At 70.3% G+C, this 22126-nt stretch carries 22 protein-coding genes; 15 read left to right on the top strand and 7 right to left on the bottom strand.

Annotated elements, in window-relative coordinates; genetic code table 11:
- Window positions 1–23: 23 nt before the first annotated feature.
- Window positions 24–953: a polyphosphate kinase 2 gene (gene ppk2, locus AC1HIL_RS29360; protein WP_479670647.1), complete on the top strand. Its 930-nt coding sequence runs from the start codon at window positions 24–26 to the stop codon at window positions 951–953.
- Between the two features lie 59 nt (window positions 954–1012).
- Entirely contained in the window at window positions 1013–2056 is a 1044-nt protein-coding gene (locus AC1HIL_RS29355) for an extracellular catalytic domain type 1 short-chain-length polyhydroxyalkanoate depolymerase (RefSeq protein WP_479670646.1), read from the top strand.
- A gap of 37 nt (window positions 2057–2093) precedes the next feature.
- Here AC1HIL_RS29355 and AC1HIL_RS29350 read toward each other — a convergent pair whose 3' ends face one another.
- Together AC1HIL_RS29350 and AC1HIL_RS29345 are read right to left on the bottom strand one after the other, a co-directional pair.
- On the bottom strand, window positions 2094–2522 hold the full coding sequence (locus AC1HIL_RS29350) for a hypothetical protein (protein ID WP_479670645.1): 429 nt from the start codon (window positions 2520–2522) through the stop codon (window positions 2094–2096).
- The gene (locus AC1HIL_RS29345) at window positions 2506–3129 is read right to left on the bottom strand and encodes a transcriptional regulator (RefSeq protein ID WP_177239239.1); all 624 of its coding nucleotides are present in this window, start codon (window positions 3127–3129) and stop codon (window positions 2506–2508) included. Before AC1HIL_RS29345 ends, AC1HIL_RS29350 begins: the two co-directional genes overlap by 17 nt.
- 57 nt (window positions 3130–3186) lie before the next feature.
- Here AC1HIL_RS29345 and AC1HIL_RS29340 point away from each other — a divergent pair, with 57 nt between their 5' ends.
- The 6 genes from AC1HIL_RS29340 to urtE all read left to right on the top strand — a co-directional run bounded on the left by AC1HIL_RS29340 (window position 3187) and on the right by urtE (window position 9347).
- A complete protein-coding gene (locus AC1HIL_RS29340) occupies window positions 3187–3501 on the top strand; it encodes a nucleotide pyrophosphohydrolase (protein ID WP_057594413.1) in 315 nt (104 codons plus the stop codon).
- A gap of 136 nt (window positions 3502–3637) precedes the next feature.
- Window positions 3638–4906, top strand: coding sequence for an urea ABC transporter substrate-binding protein (gene urtA / locus AC1HIL_RS29335; RefSeq protein ID WP_057594412.1), 1269 nt, complete (start codon window positions 3638–3640; stop codon window positions 4904–4906).
- 90 nt (window positions 4907–4996) lie between these two features.
- On the top strand, window positions 4997–6544 hold the full coding sequence (gene urtB / locus AC1HIL_RS29330) for an urea ABC transporter permease subunit UrtB (RefSeq protein ID WP_479670644.1): 1548 nt from the start codon (window positions 4997–4999) through the stop codon (window positions 6542–6544).
- Window positions 6541–7767 (top strand): urea ABC transporter permease subunit UrtC, encoded by a 1227-nt coding sequence (gene urtC, locus AC1HIL_RS29325; RefSeq protein WP_479670643.1) that lies wholly within the window; start codon window positions 6541–6543, stop codon window positions 7765–7767. Before urtB ends, urtC begins: the two co-directional genes overlap by 4 nt.
- Window positions 7764–8642 carry an urea ABC transporter ATP-binding protein UrtD gene (urtD, locus tag AC1HIL_RS29320; RefSeq protein WP_208507805.1) on the top strand — a complete coding sequence of 293 codons (879 nt, stop codon included), beginning with the start codon at window positions 7764–7766 and terminating at the stop codon, window positions 8640–8642. Before urtC ends, urtD begins: the two co-directional genes overlap by 4 nt.
- Window positions 8643–8654: 12 nt before the next feature.
- Window positions 8655–9347, top strand: a complete 693-nt coding sequence (gene urtE, locus AC1HIL_RS29315; protein ID WP_057594408.1) for an urea ABC transporter ATP-binding subunit UrtE — start codon at window positions 8655–8657, stop codon at window positions 9345–9347.
- Window positions 9348–9351: 4 nt separating this feature from the next.
- Here the strand turns inward: urtE and AC1HIL_RS29310 are convergent, their stop codons facing one another.
- A complete protein-coding gene (locus AC1HIL_RS29310; protein ID WP_479670642.1) occupies window positions 9352–10173 on the bottom strand; it encodes an IclR family transcriptional regulator in 822 nt (273 codons plus the stop codon).
- 97 nt (window positions 10174–10270) lie between these two features.
- On the opposite strand from AC1HIL_RS29310, the gene AC1HIL_RS29305 reads away from it, so the two are divergent.
- The 5 genes from AC1HIL_RS29305 to AC1HIL_RS29285 all read left to right on the top strand — a co-directional run bounded on the left by AC1HIL_RS29305 (window position 10271) and on the right by AC1HIL_RS29285 (window position 15330).
- Entirely contained in the window at window positions 10271–11056 is a 786-nt protein-coding gene (locus tag AC1HIL_RS29305) for an enoyl-CoA hydratase-related protein (RefSeq protein WP_479670641.1), read from the top strand.
- A gap of 3 nt (window positions 11057–11059) precedes the next feature.
- Entirely contained in the window at window positions 11060–12220 is a 1161-nt protein-coding gene (locus AC1HIL_RS29300; protein WP_413762563.1) for a CaiB/BaiF CoA transferase family protein, read from the top strand.
- Window positions 12221–12257: 37 nt separating this feature from the next.
- Window positions 12258–13211: a Bug family tripartite tricarboxylate transporter substrate binding protein gene (locus AC1HIL_RS29295; RefSeq protein ID WP_057594405.1), complete on the top strand. Its 954-nt coding sequence runs from the start codon at window positions 12258–12260 to the stop codon at window positions 13209–13211.
- A complete protein-coding gene (locus AC1HIL_RS29290) occupies window positions 13208–13966 on the top strand; it encodes an enoyl-CoA hydratase/isomerase family protein (RefSeq protein ID WP_479670640.1) in 759 nt (252 codons plus the stop codon). The genes AC1HIL_RS29295 and AC1HIL_RS29290 overlap by 4 nt, the downstream gene beginning before the upstream one ends.
- A gap of 119 nt (window positions 13967–14085) precedes the next feature.
- Complete coding sequence (locus AC1HIL_RS29285) at window positions 14086–15330, top strand: MFS transporter (RefSeq protein ID WP_082321706.1); 1245 nt, start codon at window positions 14086–14088, stop codon at window positions 15328–15330.
- 4 nt (window positions 15331–15334) lie between these two features.
- Here AC1HIL_RS29285 and AC1HIL_RS29280 read toward each other — a convergent pair whose 3' ends face one another.
- The 4 genes from AC1HIL_RS29280 to AC1HIL_RS29265 form a co-directional block, all read right to left on the bottom strand.
- Window positions 15335–17257 (bottom strand): esterase/lipase family protein, encoded by a 1923-nt coding sequence (locus tag AC1HIL_RS29280; protein WP_413762565.1) that lies wholly within the window; start codon window positions 17255–17257, stop codon window positions 15335–15337.
- Between the two features lie 2 nt (window positions 17258–17259).
- Complete coding sequence (locus tag AC1HIL_RS29275) at window positions 17260–18318, bottom strand: Lnb N-terminal periplasmic domain-containing protein (RefSeq protein WP_479670639.1); 1059 nt, start codon at window positions 18316–18318, stop codon at window positions 17260–17262.
- A 115-nt stretch (window positions 18319–18433) separates the two neighbouring features.
- Window positions 18434–19093, bottom strand: coding sequence for an anti-sigma factor family protein (locus tag AC1HIL_RS29270; protein ID WP_479670638.1), 660 nt, complete (start codon window positions 19091–19093; stop codon window positions 18434–18436).
- Complete coding sequence (locus AC1HIL_RS29265; RefSeq protein WP_479670637.1) at window positions 19080–19643, bottom strand: sigma-70 family RNA polymerase sigma factor; 564 nt, start codon at window positions 19641–19643, stop codon at window positions 19080–19082. The genes AC1HIL_RS29270 and AC1HIL_RS29265 overlap by 14 nt, the downstream gene beginning before the upstream one ends.
- A 143-nt stretch (window positions 19644–19786) precedes the next feature.
- Between AC1HIL_RS29265 and AC1HIL_RS29260 the strand changes: the two genes are divergently transcribed.
- Together AC1HIL_RS29260 and AC1HIL_RS29255 are read left to right on the top strand one after the other, a co-directional pair.
- The gene (locus AC1HIL_RS29260; RefSeq protein ID WP_479670636.1) at window positions 19787–21028 is read left to right on the top strand and encodes a YVTN family beta-propeller repeat protein; all 1242 of its coding nucleotides are present in this window, start codon (window positions 19787–19789) and stop codon (window positions 21026–21028) included.
- 86 nt (window positions 21029–21114) lie between these two features.
- Window positions 21115–22125: an aldo/keto reductase gene (locus AC1HIL_RS29255; RefSeq protein WP_057594399.1), complete on the top strand. Its 1011-nt coding sequence runs from the start codon at window positions 21115–21117 to the stop codon at window positions 22123–22125.
- Window position 22126: the final 1 nt, after the last annotated feature.

Genomic DNA, 22126 nt, shown 5'->3' with positions numbered 1-22126 from the left:
CCCGCCACTCTTGCCCCTTCACCATGCCGACGAGCGCCCTTCCCGACCACGAAGAACTGATGCAGCGCATCGCCCGAGACCTCATCGACAGCTACGACGAGGAGCTCGAGCTGGAGATCGAGGACCGCAACGTCGACGGCCTCGACGGCGAGCCCGCCGGCACGAACGGCGCGTCCGACAAGGCGGCCCGCCAGGCCTATTTCAAGGAGCTGTTCCGCCTGCAGGGCGAACTGGTGAAGCTGCAGGACTGGGTCCAGCACAGCAAGCAGAAGGTCGTGATCCTGTTCGAGGGCCGCGACGCGGCCGGCAAGGGCGGCGTCATCAAGCGCATCACCCAGCGGCTGAACCCGCGCGTGGCCCGCGTGGCCGCGCTGCCGGCGCCCAACGACCGCGAACGCACCCAGTGGTACTTCCAGCGCTACGTGGCGCACCTGCCGGCCGCCGGCGAGATGGTGCTGTTCGACCGCAGCTGGTACAACCGCGCCGGCGTCGAGCGCGTGATGGGCTTCTGCACCGACGACGAGTACGAGGAGTTCTTCCGCACCGTGCCCGAGTTCGAGAAGATGCTCGTGCGCTCGGGCATCAAGCTCATCAAGTACTGGTTCTCCATCACCGACGACGAGCAGCACATGCGCTTCCTCGGCCGCATCCACGACCCGCTCAAGCAGTGGAAGCTCAGCCCGATGGACCTCGAGAGCCGCCGCCGCTGGGAGGAATACACCAAGGCCAAGGAAACGATGCTGGAACGCACCCACATCCCCGAGGCGCCGTGGTGGGTGGTGCAGGCGGTCGACAAGAAGAAGGCGCGCCTGAACTGCATCAGCCACCTGCTGGGCCAGCTGCCCTACGAGATGGTGCCGCATGCGCCGGTGGAGCTGCCGGCCCGCGTGCGCCATGCCGATTACCTGCGCCAGCCCGTCCCGGCCAACATGATCGTTCCCGAGGTCTACTGATCTCCCAGGGGCAGCGGTCGATCGCTGTCCCGTCGCGGCGCCATGCGTCACACTGCGCCATGGCCCGCCGTTCCACCGCTTCCGTCTTCGCCCGCGCCTACGAGCGCAACCTGAAGGCGCTCACCAAGCTCACGCTGCGCAACAGCAAGCGCGTGGCCGGCCAGGTCACGCGCGCCGCGGCGAAGCAGATGAAGCCGCCGCCGGGCCGCGGCGACTGGCTCTCGGGCATGGCGCTGGGGCCGGCCGGCGCGCGCCGCTACCACCTGTTCCGCCCCGCCGAGCTGCAGCTCGCGCCCGGCGAGCGCCTGCCGCTGATGGTGATGCTGCACGGCTGCGGCCAGACCGGGCGCGACTTCGCGATCTCCACGCGCATGAACGCGCTCGCGGTGCGGCACCGCTTCCTGGTGCTCTACCCCGAGCAGGACCGCATCGCCCATCCGCAGGGCTGCTGGAACTGGTACGAGCGCCGCTCGGGCAAGGCCGACGCCGAGGCCGCCACGCTGATGGCGGCCGTCGACCAGGTCTGCATGCTCTATCCGGCCGACCGCGAGCGCGTGGCCGTGGCCGGCCTCTCGGCCGGTGCCAGCATGGCGGCGCTGCTGGCCACGCGCTACCCGGCGCGCTTTCGTGCCGTCGCCATGCACTCGGGCGTGGCGCCGGGCGCCGCGCGTTCCTCCGCCACGGCCATCGGCGCGATGCGCGGCCGCAACGTGCCGCCGATGCCCGTCACCGCGGTCGGCAAGGCGATGGGCGCGGCGGCCGTGTTCGCGACCCTGCCGCCGATGCTGGTGCTGCACGGCGATGGCGACGCGGTGGTGGCGCCGAGCAATGCGCGCCACAGCGCCGAGGTCTGGGCCGCCGCCGTCGGCGCCGTGGCCGGCCCCGTGCGTGCCGTGAAGCGCGGGAAACGCCTGCCGATGCGCCTGACCGACTACCGGCGCCGCGGCCGCGCGCTCGTCGTGCTGTGCGAGATCGCCCAGCTCGGCCATGCCTGGAGCGGCGGCGCCGCGCGCGGCCTGTTCAGCGATCCGGCCGGGCCGGATGCCACGCGCATGGTGTGGGCGTTCGTGGCGGCGCAGTTCAACGCGGCGGCGAAGGGCTGACCGGTTCGGCGCTCGACTGCGCCGGCACCCGACAGCATCAGCCCCCGCCGGGCGCGGGCAGCGCCGACAGCTTCGCTGCCACCTGCTGGCAGGCCACGATCATGTCGCGGACGATGCGCTCGTCCACGTTCAGGTCGCCCTCGTACTCGCCGAGGTTGCGGATCTCGTGGCCCTTGGCCAGCACGCGCCAGACCTCGGGGCCCAGCGACAGCGTGTGGGGCAGCACCTGGAAGACGATGAAGCGGTTGCCCGAGCGGTAGCCATGCCAGCGCAAGGCGGCGAGGCACAGGGCGTGGGCCGCGTTGTAGACGAGGTCGAAGCGGCCCTCGAGCGAGAGCTGCGCGACCTGCGCATCCTTCAGGCGGGCATGGCCCGAACGCAACAAGCCCGCGAACTCGCGCGCATCGGGCGCCTCGGCCGCGAGCGGCCTCGAAGGGCCGCAGAGGTTGTCAAGCGGGGAGGGCATGCGCGTCGCCGAGCACCCAGAGCTTGGGCTGAGCCATCACGCGCGTGGCGAAGGATTCGCCGTCCTTGAGCTTTCGCATCAGTTCCTTCCTCGTGAACAGGGTCGGGTTCACTGTACGGCCGAGCCGTGCGGAGACGGCATCGAGCGCGAGAAAGAGATCCGGATAGGCAAGTTCGTCACTGATCAGCAGCAGGTCGATGTCGCTCGCGGCCGTGTCGCTCTTCTTGGCCACGGAGCCGTACACGAACGCGGCCTCGATCCTGTCGGCCACGGGCTGCAGCGCCTCGCGCAGCGGGCCCGCGAGCCCGAAGGTCTTGCGCACGATGCTGCTCAGTTCCTCGTGGATCGGCGATTGCGCATTGGCCTGGTAGTGCTTCTGATTGCCCACGCGCGACATCGTGAGCAGCCCGCTGTCGGTCAGTTGCTTGAGTTCGCGCTGCACGGCGCCCGAGCCCGCGCCGGTAAGCTTGATCAATTCGGTGAAGAAGAAGCTCCGGTCCGGCTGGCCGAAAAGGCAGCCCAGCACGCGCTGCTGGGTGGTCGTGAACAGGGCGTCGGCGAGTCCGACGGGTGCTTCGAGCTGCTTCGGCATCGGCGATTTACCCATTTTGGGCATTTTATTACCCAGAATGGGCTTTTCATGTTTGTGTCCCCAAGAGCCGCCATGACCCACGACCTCCAATCGCTCACGCTCGCCCTGCGCGACTTCGCCCGCGAGCGCCACTGGGAACCCTTCCACTCCCCCAAGAACCTCGCCGCGGCGCTCTCGGTCGAGGCCGCCGAGCTGCTCGAGCATTTCCAGTGGCTCACCGAGGCCCAGAGCCGCGAGCTGCCGGCCGACAAGCGCGCCGAGGTCGGCACCGAGATCGCCGACGTGCTGCTCTACCTGCTGCAATTGGCCGACCAGCTCGGCATCGATCCCGTCGAGGCCGCGCGCAGCAAGATGGTCGCGAACGCGCGCAAGTACCCGGCACCGTAGTGCCGTTGACGCGGCCTGAGTACCTCCGTGTACGCCACCCGGCGTATTTCTCCTTCCTGGTGCATTCCGCAGACTCCCTCCCATCGCTCGGCACCGCGCCGGCGAACAGGTTCAACCCACCGGAGCAGGAGTCCACATGCAACGTCGTTTCACCCTCAAGGCGCTCACCGCCGCCGTCGCGCTGGCCAGCATCTCCGCTGTGCCCGCATTCGCCGCCGACACCATCAAGGTCGGCGTGCTGCACTCGCTGTCGGGCACGATGGCCATCTCGGAAACCGTGTTGAAGGACACGGTGCTGATGGCCATCGACGACATCAACGCCAAGGGCGGCGTGCTCGGCAAGAAGCTCGAGCCCGTGGTGGTCGACCCGGCCTCGAACTGGCCGCTGTTCGCCGAGAAGACCAAGCAGCTGCTCGGCCAGGACAAGGTCTCGGTGATCTTCGGCTGCTGGACCTCGGTGTCGCGCAAGTCGGTGCTGCCGGTGGTCGAGGAAATGAACGGCCTGCTGTTCTACCCGGTGCAGTACGAGGGTGAAGAGCTCTCGAAGAACGTGTTCTACACGGGCGCCGCGCCCAACCAGCAGGCGATTCCGGCCGTCGACTACCTGATGAGCAAGGAAGGCGGCGCCGCCAAGCGCTGGGTGCTGCTGGGCACCGACTACGTCTACCCGCGCACCACCAACAAGATCCTGCGCGCCTACCTCAAGAGCAAGGGCGTGAAGGACACCGACATCGACGAGAAGTACACGCCCTTCGGCCACAGCGACTACCAGACCATCGTCGCCGACATCAAGAAGTTCTCGGCCGGCGGCAAGACGGCCGTGGTGTCGACCATCAACGGCGACTCCAACGTGCCCTTCTACAAGGAACTCGGCAACGCCGGCCTGAAGGCCAAGGACGTGCCGGTGGTGGCCTTCTCGGTCGGCGAGGAAGAACTGCGCGGCGTGGACACCAAGCCGCTGGTCGGCCACCTGGCCGCATGGAATTACTTCATGTCGATCAAGAACCCGACCAACACGGCCTTCATCAAGCAGTGGAGCGACTACGCCAAGGCCAAGAACATCGCCGGCCACAAGGACAAGCCGCTGACCAACGACCCGATGGAAGCCACCTGGATCGGCATCCACATGTGGAAGCAGGCGGTCGAGAAGGCCAAGTCGACCGACACCGACAAGGTGATCGCCGCCATGGCCGGCCAGACCTTCACCGCGCCCTCGGGCATCGTCTCGAAGATGGACGAGAAGAACCACCACCTGCACAAGAGCGTGTTCATCGGCGAGATCAAGGCCGACGGCCAGTTCAACGTGGTGTGGAAGACGCCGGGCCCGGTCAAGGCCAAGCCGTGGAGCCCGTACATCGAAGGCAACGACAAGAAGCCCGACTACCCGGCCGGCAAGTCGATGTAACTGCGTTCCTCCCTCCCCCGCCCGGGGGAGGGCCTTTCCTACTTCCGCTTCAAGATGCTTCGACGAACCCTCCACTGCGCATTCGCCGCCATGCTGTTCATGGCAACGGCCGCCCAGGCGCTGACCGCCGACGAAGCCCGGGCCATCGCCGCCGGCGATTCCGAAGCCCGCATCGCGGCGCTCAACAAGGCCGTCACCAGCGCCGACGAGAAGACCGCCGACTTCATCCAGGCGATGTCGGACGACGCGGTCAAGTACACCGAAGACAAGGTCTTCGTGATGAAGGACGACAAGGGCTACGACCCCGTGACCGGCGCCGAGCTCAAGGTGCCCGACACGGCCGAGGACGTGGTCAACAACAACCTGATGCGCGGCGCGCTCGATGCCGCGCAGGCCGCGCTCAAGCTCACCAGCAAGGACGACGCGGTGCGCGCCGAGGCCGCGCAGGCGCTGTTCAAGGAGCCCGACGAATCGCGGCTGCCGCTGGTCGAGAAGGCGCTGGCCGCCGAGACCCACCCGAAGATCAAGGCGCAGCTCGAACTGGTGCGCGCCGCCAGCATGCTCGGCGGCGCCGACAAGGCCAAGCGCCTCGTGGCCGCGCGCGAACTCGGCGAGAGCCGCAGCCCCGACACCAAGCTGCTGCTCAACCAGCGCCTGGCCGACGAGACCGAGGCCGACGTGAAGGCCGCGATCATGGCCTCCATCGCCAGCATCGACGGCTCGCTGGTCTGGGGCGATCGCCTCAATGCGGTGTTCAGCGGCGTCAGCCTGGGCTCGGTGCTGCTGCTGGCCGCGCTGGGCCTGGCCATCACCTACGGCCTGATGGGCGTCATCAACATGGCGCATGGCGAGCTGATGATGATCGGCGCCTACGCCACCTACGTGATGCAGGGCATCTTCCAGAAGCACCTGCCCGAGGCCGCCTTCGGCTGGTACCTGGTGGCGGCGATCCCGGTCTCGTTCCTGGCCTCGGCGCTGGTGGGCGCGGTGCTCGAGCGCGGCGTGATCCGCTTCCTCTACGGACGCCCGCTCGAGACCCTGCTGGCCACCTGGGGCATCAGCCTGATGCTGCAGCAGCTGGTGCGTTCGCTGTTCGGCGCGCAGAACGTGGGCGTGGAGAACCCGGCCTGGATGAGCGGCGGCCTGTCGCTGCTGTCGAACGTCACGCTGCCGTGGAACCGCCTGTGCATCATCGTCTTCGCGGTGCTGGTGCTGCTGGCCATGGGCTGGCTGATCGGCCGCACGCGGCTGGGCCTGTTCGTGCGCGGCGTCACGCAGAACCGCCCGATCGCCTCGTGCATGGGCGTGAACACCGCGCGCATCGACACCTACGCCTTCGCACTGGGCTCGGGCATCGCCGGCCTCGCGGGCTGCGCGCTGAGCCAGATCGGCAACGTCGGCCCCGACCTGGGCCAGAGCTACATCGTCGACAGCTTCATGGTGGTCGTGATGGGCGGCGTCGGCCAGCTCGCGGGCACCGTCTACGCGGCGCTGGGGCTGGGCATCCTCAACAAGTTCATCGAAGGCTGGGCGGGCGCGGTGCTCGCGAAGATCGCGGTGCTCGTTTTCATCATCATCTTCATCCAGAAGCGGCCGCAGGGCATCTTCGCGATGAAGGGCCGGAGCGCGGAAGCATGAGCAAGGTCACGTTGCCAACCAAGGGGCCGCTGCTGAGCGGCAAGGGCTGGACGGCCTTCTTCGTCGCGCTGATCGTGGTGTGCGCGGTGGCGCCGATGCTCAACATGTGGGTGCCGGTCGACAGCCCGCTGCACATGAGCGACTACGCGGTGGCGCTGGTCGGCAAGATCATGTGCTACGCGATCTGCGCGCTGGCCATGGACCTGATCTGGGGCTACACCGGCATCCTCTCGCTGGGCCATGGCCTGTTCTTCGCGCTCGGCGGCTACATGATGGGCATGTACCTCATGCGCCAGATCGGCCGCGACGGCAACTACAAGAGCGACCTGCCCGACTTCATGGTGTTCCTCGACTGGAAGACGCTGCCCTGGCACTGGACCTTCAGCGACAGCTTCATTGCCACCTTGGTGCTGATCGTCGCGGTGCCGGGCCTGATCGCCTTCGTGTTCGGCTTCTTCGCCTTCCGCTCGCGCATCAAGGGCGTGTATTTCTCGATCATCACGCAGGCCCTGACCTTCGCGGCCATGCTGCTGTTCTTCCGCAACGAGACCGGCTTCGGCGGCAACAACGGCTTCACCGACTTCAAGCGCATCCTCGGCATCCCGATCGCCACGCAGGAGATGCGCATGACCATCTTCGCGCTCACCGGCGTCACCTTGCTGGCCTTCTTCCTGTTCGCCAAGTGGCTGATCGCGAGCAAGTTCGGCCGCGTGCTGCAGGCCATCCGCGACGCCGAGTCGCGCGTGATGTTCTCGGGCTACAACCCGCTGCCCTACAAGCTCAGCATCTGGGTCATCTCGGCCGTGATGTGCGGCGTGGCCGGCGCGCTCTACGTGCCGCAGGTCGGCATCATCAACCCGAGCGAGATGAGCGCGGCCAACTCGATCGAGATCGCGATCTGGGCCGCGGTGGGCGGGCGTGCGACCCTGATCGGGCCGATCATCGGCGCCTTCATCGTCAACGGCGCGAAGAGCTGGCTGACGGTGGCCTATCCCGAGTACTGGCTGTACTTCCTCGGCGCGCTGTTCATCGCGGTCACCTTGTTCCTGCCGAACGGCATCGTGGGGCTGGTGCGCCAGTGGCTGTCGCGCGAGAAGGCGGCGCCCGTTGCGTCATCGCCGGCGCGCGCCGAGGCCCAGCGCTCGCTGGCAACGGAACAGGGCATGGAGCCGGAAGCGATCGCCGCGCCGTTGCATGCCGAACCGAAGGGAGCCCGCGCATGACGCCCGACCTGATGGAAGCCGGCGCCGAGCGCGCCGCACGCGCCAAGGGCCATCCGCACGACACCGGCGCCACCGAATCGGGCGGCCGCACGGCGGGCTTCAGCCGCATCGCGACGCCCGGCGAGGTCGACGTGACCCACGGCCGCATCCTCTACCTGGAAGACGTGAGCGTGAGCTTCGACGGCTTCAAGGCGATCAACAAGCTGTCGCTCGACATCGCGCCGGGCGAGCTGCGCTGCATCATCGGCCCCAATGGCGCGGGCAAGACCACGATGATGGACATCATCACCGGCAAGACCCGGCCCGACGAGGGCACGGTGTTCTTCGGCAGCACCATCGACCTGCTGCGCCACAAGGAGGCCGAGATCGCGCAGCTGGGCATCGGCCGCAAGTTCCAGAAGCCGACCGTGTTCGAGCACCTCACGGTGTTCGAGAACCTCGAGCTCGCGCTCAAGACCGACAAGGGCGTGCGCGCCTCGATGCTGTTCAGGCTCGACTCGGCGCAAAGCGACCGCCTCGCCGAGGTGCTCGAGACCATCCACCTCGCGGCCAGCGTGTCGCGCATGGCGGGCAACCTGAGCCATGGCCAGAAGCAGTGGCTCGAGATCGGCATGCTGCTGATGCAGGACCCGAAGCTGCTGCTGCTCGACGAGCCCGTGGCCGGCATGACCGACGAGGAGACGGCGCGCACGGCCGAGCTGTTCCTCACGCTCAAGGGCAAGCATTCGCTGATGGTGGTGGAGCACGACATGAGCTTCATCCGCACCATCTCCGAGATCGTGACCGTGCTGTGCGACGGCTCGGTGCTCGCGCAGGGCTCGCTCGACGAGGTGCAGGCCGACGAGCGCGTGATCGAGGTCTACCTGGGCCGCTGAGGAAACCACGCCATGCTGACAGTCAAGAACATCCACCAGTACTACGGCGGCTCGCACATCCTGCGCGACGTGAGCTTCGAGGCCACGCTGGGCAAGGTCACGGTGCTGCTGGGCCGCAACGGCGTGGGCAAGACCACGCTGCTGAAGTCGCTGATGGGCCTGGTGCCGATCAAGAGCGGCAGCATCGAGCTCGAGGGCCGGCCGATCCACAAGGCCACGCCCTACGACCGTGCGCGCGCGGGCATCGGCTTCGTGCCGCAGGGCCGCGAGATCTTCGCGCGCCTCACGGTCGAGGAGAACCTGCGCATGGGCCTGGCCTACAAGCGCGGCGGCACGCCGATCCCGGCCGAGCTGTTCGAGCTGTTCCCGGTGCTCAAGCAGATGATCGGGCGCCGCGGCGGCGACCTCTCGGGCGGCCAGCAGCAGCAGCTCGCGATCGCGCGCGCGCTCGCGCCCAAGCCGAAGCTGCTGATCCTCGACGAGCCCACCGAGGGCATCCAGCCGAGCATCATCAAGGACATCGGCCGCGTGATCCGCATGCTGGCCGACCGCGGCGACATGGCGATCGTGCTGTGCGAGCAGTACTACGACTTCGCGCAGGAGCTGGCCGACGACTACCTCGTGATGGAGCGCGGCGAGGTGATCGCGCGCGGCCTCGGCAAGGACATGGAGGCGCAGGGCGTGCGCCAGCTGGTGGCGATCTGACGCCTCAGCGCGCCCAGTCGCGGCGCAGGTCGGCCGCGAGGCGCAGCAGCAGTTGCGCGTGCGCCTCGATGGCGTCCGTCGACACTTCCTCCGCGGTGGGGAAGCTCACGTTCATCGCATAGAGACTGCCCGAGGGCGCGCGCAGCGGCAGCGCCACCGCGGTCATGCCAGCGGCCCAGTTCGCGTGGCAGAAGCGGTGCTCGCGCACCGCGTCGAGCGCGGCCTCCACCCGCGGCTGCAGCACGCGCCATTCGGCGCCGTGCGCCTGCCGCAGCCGGCCCAGCAGGGCCTTGCGCTCCCCAGGCTGCATGCCTGCGAGGAAAGCGCAGCCCAGCGAGGTGCTCGCGATCGGGATCCGCGAGCCCGAGAGGATGCGCCGGAAGATCCCGAGCCGGCTCAGTCGCACCGATTCCAGGTAGACCATCTCGAGCTGGTCGGCCACCGCGAGGCCGACGTTGACGCGCCGGCCCTCGGCTAGCGCGCGCATCAGCGGCAGTGCGCGCGCCAGCGTGGCCTCCGAACTGCGGAAGGACAGCGCGAGGCTCAGGCAGGCGGCCGTGAGGCGGTAGCCGCGCTGCTCGAGGTCGTAGGCGAGAAAACCCGCGTCCACCAGCGAACGCGTGAGCCGGCTGACCGTGGGCCGCGGCAGCTGCGCGCGGTCGGCCAGCTCGGCGTTGGTCAGCACGTCCACGCCATGCCGGAAGGCGCGCAGCAGCGCGAGGCCGCGTTCGAGCGAATGGCTGCCGGGCGTGCTGCGCACGAAGGTGCCGGTGGCCTGCGTGCGGGCGCGCGTCGAGCCGGCGGTGGAAGGGCGGGGCGTAGCCATGATTTCGTTCTCCGAAATTCTAAGGTTGTCGCCGCCGGGGCCCGCCGGAATACTGGCCGCATGCCCATCGCAGGGCGCAACGGACCAGGAGACACGCTTGGATTTCACGCAACTGAGGTACGCGGCGATCGGCCGCGTGGCCTCGATCACCTTCGACCGGCCCGACCGGCTCAATGCCTGGACGCCCACGCTCGAGGCCGAGCTGCGCGCGGCCATCGCGCATGCCGAAGCCGACGACGCGGTGCGCGCCATCGTGCTCAGCGGCGCCGGCCGCGCCTTCTGCGCCGGCATGGACATGGCGGTGCTGTCCGACCCGGGCCGGCCGCCCGTGCCGCAGGCCGATTCCGACGACGACGCGGCGCAGCGCTACGGCTACCTCGGCGCGCTCGCCAAGCCGCTGATCGCCGCGATCAACGGCGCGGCCGCGGGCGTGGGCCTGTGCATCGCGCTGCATGCCGACCTGCGCTACGTGGCGACCGGCGCGAAGCTCACGCTGCCCTATGCGCGCCGCGGCCTGGTGGCCGAGCACGGCACGGCCTGGCTGCTGCCGCGGCTGATCGGGCCGATGCATGCGGCCGACCTGCTGCTGACCGGCCGCACCCTGCAGGCCGAGGAGGCCGATCGCATCGGGCTGGCCAGCCTGCTGCCGGCCGAGGGCTTTCTCGATGCGGTGCTCGCGCGCGCCACCGAGATCGCCGAGCTGAGTTCGCCGCGCGCGGTGCGCATCATCAAGCGGCAGCTGGTCGAGGCCCGCTACCAGACCCTCGGGCAGGCCACGCGCGTGGCCGATCGCGAGATCGCGGCCTGCCGCGACACCGAGGATTTTCGCGAGGGCGTGCGGCACTTCGTCGAGAAGCGCGCGCCCCGTTTCACGGGACGCTGAACCATGACGGACGACACGAACAGCAGCACCGCGCTGCCGCTGGCCGGCATCAAGGTCATCGAGCTCGGACAGAACATCGCCGGGCCCTACGCCGGCGAGATCCTGTCCTCGCTCGGCGCCGAGGTGGTGAAGATCGAGCGGCCCGGCACGGGCGACGACGCGCGCGGCTGGGGCCCGCCGTTCTGGCGCGGCACCGCGACCACCTTCCAGGCCATGAACCACGGCAAGAAGAGCATCGCGCTCGACCTCAAGGACCCGGCGCAGGCGCAATGGCTGCGCGAGCGCGCGGCCGAGGCCGACGTGTTCGTGCAGAACATGCGGCCCGGCTCGCTCGAGGAACTGGGGCTCGGCGCCGAAGCGCTGCGCGCGCTCAACCCGCGGCTGGTGTACTGCTCGCTCTGGGCCTTCGGCCACAAGGGGCCGATGCGCCTCGCGCCGGGCTACGAGCCGATGGTGCAGGCCTTCGCGGGCATCTTCAGCATCAACGGCGCAGAGAGCGGGCCGTCGGCGCGCGTGGGCATGCAGGTGCTCGACCTCGGCACCGGCGTCTGGGCCGCGCTGGGCTGCATCGCGGCATTGCTGCGCCGCGCTTCGACCGGGCAGGGCTGCGTGGTCGACACCTCGCTGTTCGAGACCGCGCTGGGCTGGCTGCAGGTGATGATGGCCGGCTTCCATGCCACCGGGAAGCAGCCCGAGCGGCACCGCAGCGGCAATCCCAACGTGGTGGTGTTCCAGGCGCTGCCGACCGGGGACGGCGAGATCGTGGTGGCCGCGGCCAACGACCGGCTGTTCGCCAAGCTCGCGCGCGCGGCCGGCCGCGAGGAATGGACGCGCGACGAGCGCTTCGCGAGCAATGCGCTGCGCGTGCAGCACAAGGCGCTGCTGATCCCCGCGCTCGAGGCGGTGTTCCGCACGCGCTCGACGCAGCAGTGGCTCGAGGCGCTCGAGGCCCTGGGCATTCCCTGCGCGCCGATCCAGGACTTCGCGCAGGTGCTCGCGCAGCCGCAGACCGAGGCCATCGGCATCTTCCAGACCATTCCCGGCGAGGAGCTGCGCATCGTCGGGCTGCCGCTGTCCTTCGATGGCGAGCGGCCGCGGGTGCGGCATCGCGCGCCCGGCGTGGGCGAGCACAACGAGGCGCTTGGCGCGAAGGCCCCGGGCTGAGCGCGCGCTTCCAACGACACCAACAACAGGAGACGACATGCAGAGAAGACAGTGCCTCGCCGCGCTCGCGGCCTTGCCGTTCGCGGCCGCGATGGCGGCGGACAACCACAAGCCGATCCAGATCGTCGTGCCCTTCGGCCCCGGCGGCTCGGGCGACATCTCGGCGCGCATGCTGGCCGAGTTCCTCACGCGCAAGACCGGCCGCGCGGTGGTGGTCGACAACCGCCCCGGCGGCAACGGCATCATCGGCGTGGAGGCGGTGCGCAATGCGCCGGCCGACGGCTCTGTGCTGCTGCTGGCCACCACCTCCACGCACCTGGCCAATCCCAGCCTGTTCCGCAAGCTGCCCTACGACCCCGGGCGCGACTTCCGGCTGGTCGGCTCCTTCGGGCCCGGCTCCACCTACATGCTGGTGCGGCCTGACGCGCCCTACAGGACGCTGCAGGACTTCGTCGCCGCCGCGAAGAAGGCGCCGGGCACGATCAACTACGGCCACTTCAACGCCACCTCCAAGGTCACGGCCGCGCTGTTCGCGCACGAAGCCGGCATCGAGCTCGCGGCGATTCCGTACAAGCAGGTGAGCCAGGCGATGTCGGAGCTGATCGCGGGCCAGATCCAGGTGGTGTTCACCGACACCGTGGCCGGCGATGCCTTCGTGGCCTCGGGCCAGTTGCGCGCGCTCGCGGTGCACAGCGACGCGCGGCTCAAGCGCTATCCCGAGCTGCCGCTGATCGCCGAGAGCTATCCGGGCTTCAGCATCCGCGGCGGCTTCCTCGGCATCGCGGTGCCGGCCGCCACGCCGGCGGCGCTGCAGCAGCAGCTCAACCAGTGGATCAACGAGGCCGTGACCACCGACCCGATCCGCGCGCGGCTCGAGGGCTTCGCCTTCGCGCCCGCGAAGGTCAGCCTGGCCGAGCTCGCGAGCTTCGAGCGCCAGGAGCGCGAGAAGTGGAAAGGCTACGTCGACATCGCGAAGCTGGAGGTGCAATGAGCGCGGTCGCTTCGGTGGAATCGGGCCATGGGCACGTGGCGCTGCTCGAGCTGCGGCGCGCGCCGTTCAACTACCTCGACGTGCCGCTGCTGCGTGAACTGGCCGACCGGCTCGCGCAGCTCGATGCCGATCCCGATTGCCGCGTCGTCGTGCTGGCCGCCGAAGGCAGGGCCTTCAGCGCGGGCGCCGACTTCAGCGGCAAGGACGATGCGCGCGATCCCGCGCCGCTCTACGAGCAGGCCATGCGCCTGTTCGGCAACGCCAAGCCGCTGGTGGCCGCGGTGCATGGCCCGGCCATCGGCGCCGGGCTCGGCCTCGCGCTGGCGGCCGACTTCCGCGTGGGCTGCGCCGAGGCGCGCTTCAGCGCCAACTTCAACCGCCTCGGTTTCCATCCGGGCTTCGGCCTGAGCCTGACCTTGCCGCGCCTGGTCGGCGCGCAGCAGGCCGCGCTGCTGTTCTACACCGGGCGCCGCATCGGCGGCGAGGAGGCGCTGCGCATCGGGCTGATCGACCAGCTGGTGCCGGCCGATGAAGTGCGCACCAGCGCGCTGGCGCTCGCGGCCGAGATCGCGCTGTCGGCCCCGCTCGCGGTGGAATCGACGCGCGCGACCCTGCGGCGCGGCCTGGCCGAGGCGGTGGCCGCGGCGAACCGGCACGAGCGCGAGCTGCAGTGCGTGCAGTTCGCGAGCGAGGACTTCAAGGAGGGCGTGCAGGCCATGGCCGAACGCCGCGCGCCGCGCTTCCTGCGCCGTTGAGCGGCAGGGGCAAAAAGGTATCGAGCGGGGCGCAAGACCTCATCAGCGTGCGTTAAGGGTTTACCCTAAAATCGGGCTTTGCCCGCGCTCGCCGGGCATTCCCCCCAGGAGCTCCGGCCTTGAACGCCCCACCATCCGCCCTCGAAGGCGCGGACACCCCCGCCATCCCGCCCGTCTCGTCGGCCCGGTTCCTGCGCGCCGTGCTCGCGCTCGGCGTCGGCGGCTTCGCCATCGGCACCGGCGAGTTCGTGATCATGGGCCTCTTGCCCGAGGTCGCGAACGACATCGCCGTCAGCATCCCGCAGGCAGGCCACGTGATCAGCGCCTATGCGCTGGGCGTGGTCATCGGCGCGCCCGTGCTCGCGGTGCTCGCGGCCGGCTGGCGCCGCCGCGCCTTGCTGATCGCGCTGATGGCCGTGTTCGCGGCCGGCAACTTCGCGAGCGCGATGGCGCCCGGCTACACCTCGCTGAACCTGCTGCGCTTCGCCACCGGGCTGCCGCACGGCACCTACTTCGGCGTGGCCGCGCTGGTGGCCGCCACGCTCGCGCCGCCCGGGCGCCGCGCGCGCGCCGTGGGGCTGGTGATGCTGGGGCTCACGGGCGCCACGCTGGTCGGCGTGCCGATCGCGGCCTGGCTCGGCCAGCTGTTCGGCTGGCGCGCGGCCTTCGTGTTCGTGGGCGTGATTGCGCTCATCGCCGTGGTGCTGCTGCGCCGCGACATCCCCGACCTCGCCGCGCCCGCGGGCGCCAGCCCCTGGCGCGAACTCGGCGCGCTCAAGCGCAAGCAGGTCTGGTTCACGCTGGGCATCGGCGCCATCGGCTTCGGCGGCATGTTCTCGGTGTTCAGCTACATCAAGCCCACGCTGATCGAGGTGGCCGGCATGCCGCTGGGCGGCGTGCCCTTCGTGCTCGCGCTGTTCGGGCTCGGCATGGTGGTCGGCAACCTGGTCGGCGCGCGGCTGGCCGACAAGTCGCTGATGCGCACCATCGGCGGCCTGATGGCCTATGCGGCGCTGGTGCTGGCGCTGTTCGTCTTCTCGGCCCACAACATCTACACCGCGGGCTTCAACGTGTTCCTGATCGGCACCACCGTGGCCATCGGCCCGGCGCTGCAGATCCGGCTGATGGACGTGGCCGGCGACGCGCAGACCCTGGCGGCCGCGCTCAACCACTCGGCCTTCAACATGGCCAATGCGCTCGGCGCCTGGCTCGGCGGCGTGGCGATCGCCGCCGGCCTGGGCTGGACCTCGACCGGCTGGGTCGGCGCGCTGCTCGCGCTCGCGGGCATGGGCGTCTTCTGCTGGGCCGTGGCGAGCGCGCGCGCCGATGCGCGGCGGCCGCGCGTGGCGGCCTGCGAAGGCTGAAGTCCTAGCGCGGCTGCAGCTGCTCGCGCAGGATGCGCCGGATCTCGAGGATCGCGAGCGGGTTCTCCTGCACGCTGTGCGCCGACGGGATCACCAGCTCCGAGGCCGCGCCGTCGAGGTGCGCGCTGGCATAGGGCACGATGCCGTCGCTCGACAGGGCCTGCGCCAGGCCCGGCGTGTCGTTGCCGATGATCGAGTGGAAGCGCACGCGCGGATTCATCGGCAGGCCCGAGGAGAGCCGCACGAAGGGATCGCGGTCGCTGAGGTTGTCGATGCTGTTGGGAATGCGCAGCGGCCCCGCGTCCTGCCGGCCCGGCGCGATGCGGATCAGCTCGCGCGAGATGTCGCTCAACTGCCCCAGCATCGCCACCGGCAGCGTGATCAGGTTGGCGACCCAGCGCGAGATGCGGTTGTTGGCGAAGTCGGTGCCGCGGTGCGGCGAGGCGATGAAGATCGCGTCGCTGACCTGCGGCAGCGGCTCGAAGCGCAGGTAGGGCGCGAGCTTCTCCTCGATGCGCCGCTGCTGCGCGCCCGGCATCGGGTAGCTGGCCAGCAGCGCGTCCCAGAGCTTGTCCTGCGACGACGACACCATCAGCCGCGACAGCACGCCGCCCATGCTGTGGCCGATCAGCGTGATGTCCTTCGAGGCCGGGGCCTGGCCCGTGGGATCGAAGTGCTGCAGCGTCTGCGTCACGGCCTCGCGGATCGCGAAGTTGTTGAGCGGCAGCGGCGCATTGGTCGGGTAGTAGACCTGCCAGATCTGGTAGCGGCGGCGCAGGGTCTCGTCGCCGAGCACCTCGTTGGCCACGTTGATCCAGGCCTCGGGGCTGCTCGCGAGGCCGTGCAGCATGATGACCGTGCGGCGCTCCGGGTCGTAGGGCTGCATCAGGTAGATGCGCGGCTGCGTGAGTCCGTCGCGGCCGCCGAACAGGCTGCGCAGCGCCTGCAGCGCGAAGTCGGAGCGGGCCAGCCACAGGCCGTAGCCCGAGGTGAAGTTGGCGGCCAGCGGCACCTCCTGCCCGGCCAGCTGCACGTTGGCCGTGCGGTAAGGGTCGTAGGCCGCGATGCGCAGCCTGCGCGTGGCCAGCACCTCGGCGAGGTTGCCGCCCTCGAACAGCAGCAGCGCGGTGACGGCGGGGAAGGGCATCTCGCGGTAGGGCGGGCGCGGTTCGGCGGTATCGCGCGCGGGCGCCTTCTCGTCGGTGCGCTGGCTGTCGGCCGCCACCAGCTCGGCGCCGAAGCCGTCGCGCCGGTAGGTGTTGCGCAGGCCCGAGAAGGTCAGCGAGGCGGCGGGGATCAGCTCGTCGGGCAGCGGCGCGTCGGCGGGCAGGCGCAGGCCCGACACGTCGGCCTCGATGCGCCAGTCGCCCACGCGCGGCACCTGCGGTTGGGCCGCGCCGTTGCGCCGCGCGCCGCGGTACAGGCCCGTGATGGCCTGCTGCACCGCGTAGTTGTAGTAGTCGCGCACCTGCGTCTGCCGGTCCTCGAAGGCACGGTCGCGCGGCTTGCGCGCGGTGAAGAACAGGTAGGCATAGGCATGGCGCGCGCTCTCGAGCCAGGCCTCGATGGCGGCGGTGTCGGCGCTCGAGCCCGGCGGCGTCGCGCTGCCGCTCTTCTCGGCCGCGATCGCCACCTGCAGCCACACCTCCGACAGCGCCGACAGCCGCTGCTCGTCGCTCAGGCCCGGCGAGTCGGCCAGTGCGCTGCGGCAGGCCGGGCCGTCCTTGCCGCACAGCTCGGCATCGGAGCCGATCACGCGCAGCACCTCCTCGGCCGAGGTGCTGAGCCGGCCCGTGGTGAGCACGTCGCCGCGGCGCTGCGCGAGGTATTCGGCGGGCGAGATCGAGCCCACCTTCACGCCCGCGCAGCCCGCGAGCAGCGCGGCGGCGCACAGCAGGGCCGCCAGGCCGGAGAGACGCGCGCGCATCGTCACGGGGCCTCGGCGCCCGGCAGCCCCTGCCGGATCGCGCGCGAGAAATCGACGCCCGGAGTGGCATCGCTCGCGATCGCGCGCTGCGTGATGCGTCCGTCCGCGCGCAGCGCATCGAGGCTGTAGCCCGGCGCCAGCCCGCCCACGTCGTACAGGTAGTCGGGCAGGTAGCCCGAGGCCAGCAGCCGCCAGTCCATCGGCAGGCCCGGCACGATGCGCCTGGCGAGGTCGTAGACGATGGTGGTGCAGTTGGCCGTGAGCGTGTTGTAGAAGCTCGGCGCGCGCAGCAGCGCGGCGCTCTGGTCGAGATAGGCCAGGAACAGCGAGCGCATCTCGGCCTGTGGCAGCCGCACGCGGTACATGTGGACGTCCTCGCCGCGCACGTTGGTGCGCACGCGCAACACGTCGCGCTCCTCGGCCGCGACCAGGCTCAGCTCGAAGCGCCGGAAGAAGCCGCCGATCGACGAGAAGCTCTCGCCGCGCTCCTTGCGGATCTCGATCGAGAAGGTGAGGAAGCGGCCGTCGTCGAAGCCGAAGGACACCAGCGTGTGCGCGATCGCCGGGCCCATCCAGTACGAGACCGAGACGTCGACCGAGCGCAGGCGCTCGAGGTCGTAGCGGCGCGTTTCCCAGCGCGGCGTGTAGTCGGTGTCGCTGCGCCAGTCGAAGTTGCGCACGTTCTCGAGCGTGACCACGTTGCCGTCGACGCGCGCCACCAGCTGGCGCGCGACGTCGTCGGCCCAGTCGCGCTGCTGCAGCGGCACGATGGTGTTCCACCAGCCCAGCAGCAGCGCGAAGCCGACCGCGTAGGACAGCAGGGCGCGCGCGGCCCGGCCGCGCCACAGCAGTACCAGGGCCGCGAGGCCGAAGCCGCTCCAGAGCACGGCGGCGGCGACCTTGCCCGTCTCGCCCACGGGCAACTGGTACCAGAGCGCGAGGCAGGCCCAGCCCGTCGACAGCAGCAGCACCAGCGAGGCCGCGACGCGGCCAACGATGCGCAGCAAGGTCCGGAACCCGGAGGCGGAATGCGTGATGGCTTGGGAGGGGGAGGGGCTCATTCGGGAAACGCGTGGATCGGCGCCGAGCTTAAACGCAGTCCCGCGCGCCGACCACGACCGCGCGCGGTGTGCCGCAACGAAGACGGGATCGGCTGCCCGATCCCGTCTCCAGCCGCTAAGGGCGCACCGCCGTCCTCGCGTGCAGCAGCGCCGCGAAGTGGCGCAGCTCGGCCGCGTTGAGGTCCGACACGGCCCAGGCCTGCATGCCGCACTGGGTCCAGTGCGCGAGCTGGTAGCCCTGCCGGGTCGAGAAGGCCGGGGCCTGCGGCTTCGCATCGGCCGCGGGCCAGACGAAGACATTGATGACGTGCGGGCCCGAGCGATAGACCAGCGCCGCCACCGTGCGGCCGTCGAGGTAGTCGAGCCGCCCGCCCGTCAGCGCGAAGCCCTCGGCGGCGAGGTCCACCACCGGTGGCGAGAAGTCGAGCTTGCCGGCGAACCAGGGCTTGACCGTGTGCTGGTCGGTGGAGGCCACGTCGGCCAGGTGCGAGGCCATCAGCGAGCGCACGTGGTTGGCCGTGACCTGCGCGCCCAGCAGCTCCACGGGCGCCGGCGATGCCAGCAGCACCAGCGCCAGGCCCCAGGCCGCGGCCGCGCCGGTTCCGAACCCGAGCAGGCCCTGCCACCAGCCGTGACGGCGCGGCGCCGGCGTTGCGGGTGCGCCGGCCTCGGCGCGCACCGACAGCGCGATGCGCTCGGCCAGGCCGGCAGGCGGCGCATGGCGCGTGGCGTGCTGTCGCATCAGCGCTCCCAGCTCGTCGTCAGGAATTGGCATGCCGTGTCCTTTCCCGCGTCGGGCCCGGGCGCTCGTCGCGCAGGCTCTCGCGCAGCAGGGCCCGCGCGCGCGACAGCCGCGACATCACGGTGCCCAGCGGCACGCCGGCGATGCGTGCGATGTCTTCATAGCGCAGTTCCTCCAGTTCGCGCAGCACGATCGCTTCGCGGTAGACCGCGGGCAGGGCGTCGATCGCTGCATTGACGCGCTCGCCCTGCACGCGCCGCTCCCACAGCCGCGCGGGATCGCCGGCCTCCGGCGTCGTCGCGTCGGCCGACTCGCTGTCGCGCAGCTCGTCGAACTCCACCTGGTCGGCCAGCTGCCGGTTCTGCCGCATCCAGTCGTAGCACGCGTTGCGCACGATGCCCAGCAGCCAGGGCCGCGCGTTCTCGCCGCGCAGCCCGTCGAAGAAACGGAAGGCCCGCAGGTAGGCCTCCTGCACCGCGTCCTCGGCCAGGCGGTCGTCGCGCAGCAGCCAGCGCGCGAGATTCCAGGCCGCATCGAGATGCGGCAGGGCGGCGGCTTCGAACTGGCGGGTGCGGTCGGTCAAGGGACGTGCTTTGGGGGCATGACGCGGCGGGCGCGCGTTTTATTCCAGCCCTGCGCGAAAAAATTTCGGGGAATAGACGAAGGGCACCGCGCGTCATGCCCTGTGCCGATTCTCTTCCTCTCTTCTTTCAGGAGTCTTTCCCCATGACCGCCTTTCCAGGATTCGCACGCCTGCTCGCCGTTCTCGCGGCCTCCGGCGCCCTGGCCTTCCCGGCGCTGGCCGCCGGCCCCAAGGCCTACGTCGGCAACTTCAAGGACAGCACGCTCAGCGTGATCGACACCGGCAGCGAGCGCGTGCTCGCCACCGTGCCGGTGGCCGCGGGGCCCGACGGCATCGTGATCTCCCCGAACGGCCAGCGCGTGTTCGTCAGCGGCTCCAGCGCCTCGGCGGTGAGCGAGATCGACGCCGCGACCGACCGCGTGACGCACACCATCGAGGTCGGCCAGGGACCGCAGGGCCTCGCCACCACGGCCGATGGCCGCTGGGTGCTGGTGGCCGTCAACGGCGACGACCGCGTGGCCTTCATCGACACCGCGACCCATGCCGTGGCCGCGAGCGTGGCCGTGCCCAAGCCGCACACCATCGCCGTGCGCCCCGATGGCCGTCAGGCCTACGTGGCCTCGCAGGCGCCGGGCCATTTCGCGCTCGTGGTGCTCGACCTGGCGACGCGCAAGACGGTCTCGGAGATTGCGCTCGACAAGCCGCCGCGCGACCTCGAGTTCGGCCCCGACGGCAAGGCGCTCTACCTGACGCTCGCGGGCGTGCCCGCGGTGCAGGTGCTGGATGCGGCCACCAACCAGTGGCTGGCACCGATTCCCACGGGCGTGTCGCCCCACATCGCGCAGCACTTCGCGGGCATGGCGAGCGGCGTGGTCGTGGTGCAGGGGCCGGGCGAGGTGATGCTGTTCGACCCCGCGACGCGCACGCCGGGCCGCAGCATCGCCGTGGGCAAGCAGCCGCACTGGCTCGACATCTCGGCCGACGGCGGGAAGCTGTGGGTCAGCAACGAGGGCTCGAACGACGTCAGCGTGATCGATCTGGCCGGGGGGCCGTCGCACACCGTGGCGGTCGGCAGTGCGCCGCGCAAGGTGGCGGTGCAGCGCGGCGCGCCGGCCGGGCATGCGGGCGGCTCGGCGCACGTGGCGATCCGCAACTTCGCCTTCGAGCCGGCGCAGATCACCGTGAAGGTGGGCCAGCCCGTGCGCTGGAAGAACGACGACGGCGCGCCCCATGGCGTGGTGTTCAGGAAGGGCGGCCCCGCGGGCATGGACCTGATGCTGCCGGGCCAGGACTTCACGCAGAGCTTCGACAAGCCCGGCGTCTACGACTATGCCTGCTCGGTGCATCCCTACATGACGGCGCGCGTCACGGTGATTGCACCCTGACGTGCAGGCCTCGGGCGGCCTGCCTATGATGGTCGTGCAGCCACGCGCGCCTGCGCGGTTCGGCCGTTTCACAGGAACCATCCACCATGAGCATTCCCACCACCCGCCTGGGCCGCACCGGCCTGACCGTCTCGCGGCTCGCGCTCGGCACCATGACCTTCGGCCTGCAGACCGACGAGGCCGTGTCGCACCGCATCCTCGACAAGGCCGCCGAGGGCGGCATCAACTTCCTCGACACCGCCGACGTCTACCCGCTGGGCGGCACGGTCGAGACCACGGGCCGCACCGAGGAGATCATCGGCAACTGGCTCGAGAAGCAGGGCCCCGCGGGCCGCCGGCGCTTCGTGGTCGCGACCAAGGCGGTCAACAAAGTCGGTCCCAATCCCTGGGACCAGGGCGCTTCGCGCAAGCACCTGCTCGATGCCATCGACCTCTCGCTCAAGCGGCTGAAGACCGATCACGTCGATCTCTATCAGCTGCACATGGACGACCGCGAGACGCCGCTCGAGGAAAGCATCGAGGCGCTCGACACCATCGTGAAGTCGGGCCGCGCGCGCTATGTGGGCGTGTCGAACTTCCTGGCCTACCGGCTCGCGCGCGCGCTCGGCAAGGCCGACCTGCTGCGGCTCACGCGCTTCGTCTCGGTGCAGCCGCGCTACAGCCTGCTGTTCCGCGAGATCGAGCGCGAGCTGCTGCCGCTCGCGAGCGAGGAAGGGCTGGGCGTGATCCCCTACAACCCGCTGGCCGGCGGCCTGCTCACCGGCAAGTACAAGCCCGGCGCCAGCCCCGAGGCGAACACGCGCTTCACGCTCGGCACGGCCGGCAACATGTACCAGGACCGCTACTGGAACGAGCGCAGCTTCAACACCGTGACGCAGCTGCATGCGCTGGCCGACGAGGCGGGCGTGCCGCTCGCGACGCTGGCCGTGGCCTGGGTGATGGCGAACCCGCTGATCACCGCGCCGCTGCTCGGCGCGAGCCGGCCCGAGCAGCTCGACGCGACGCTCGCGGCGGCCGAGTACCAGCTCGACCCGGCGCTCAAGCAGAAGCTCGACGAGCTGACGGCCGAGTACCGCAAGGGCGACGCGCCGCGCTGAA

This window comes from Variovorax sp. ISS6, from assembly GCF_056523145.1.
This window is presented reverse-complemented; position numbering and strand designations above follow the sequence as displayed.